Below are 744 nucleotides of genomic sequence, written 5' to 3' on the forward strand. Positions count from 1 at the left end.
TCATCCGCGAGACCCCACCCTGGGCCCGGATGTCGGCCGGCACCCGCTCCAGCGCCATCACCGCGACCGCACCAGCGTCCTCGGCGATCTTGGCCTGCTCAGGGGTGACCACATCCATGATCACACCACCCTTGAGCATCTCGGCCATGCCCCGCTTGACGCGGAGAGTGCCCGCGACCGTCACGCGAGAGCCTCGTCGACCGACACCGCGTCGATGCCGACGGCCTCGCCGACGGGGGCGTTGGTGAGCCGCCCGGCGTGGGTGTTGAGCCCGAGCGCGAGGGAGTGGTCGTCGCGGCAGGCCCGGGCCCAGCCCTTGTCGGCGAGCGCGACTGTGTAGGGCAGCGTGGCGTTGGTCAGGGCGTAGGTCGAGGTGTTCGGCACCGCGCCGGGCATGTTCGCCACGCAGTAGAAGATCGACTGGTGGACCTGGTAGGTCGGGTCGGCGTGCGTGGTGGCGTGGGAGTCCTCGAAGCAGCCGCCCTGGTCGATGGCGATGTCGACCAGCACGGAGCCGGGCTTCATGCGTGCCACCAGGTCGTTGGTCACCAGCTTCGGCGCCGCGGCTCCGGGGATCAGCACCGCGCCGATGACCAGGTCGGCCTCCGTGACCTGCTGCTCGATCGCCAGCTTCGAGGACGCCAGGCCGTGGACGCGGTTGTTGTAGCGCCAGAACGACATCCGCAGCTTGTCCAGGTCGGTGTCGAGCAGGGTCACGTCCGCACCCATGCCGAGCGCGATGTT

Annotated in this window: 1 protein-coding gene and 1 pseudogene; both read right to left on the bottom strand. The window is 69.6% G+C overall.

The features are described from left to right. Positions 1-184 (bottom strand): annotated as a pseudogene (locus tag ABD709_RS21385) (pyridoxal 5'-phosphate synthase lyase subunit PdxS); the annotation flags it as partial. Next, positions 181-744: alanine dehydrogenase (locus ABD709_RS21390; RefSeq protein ID WP_425575219.1), on the bottom strand; the 564-nt coding region annotated here is incomplete at its 5' end. The gene ABD709_RS21390 and the pseudogene ABD709_RS21385, both read right to left, overlap by 4 nt.

Origin of the sequence: Nocardioides panacisoli, assembly GCF_039537325.1 — a bacterium.
Classification (GTDB): Bacteria; Actinomycetota; Actinomycetes; order Propionibacteriales; family Nocardioidaceae; genus Nocardioides; species Nocardioides panacisoli.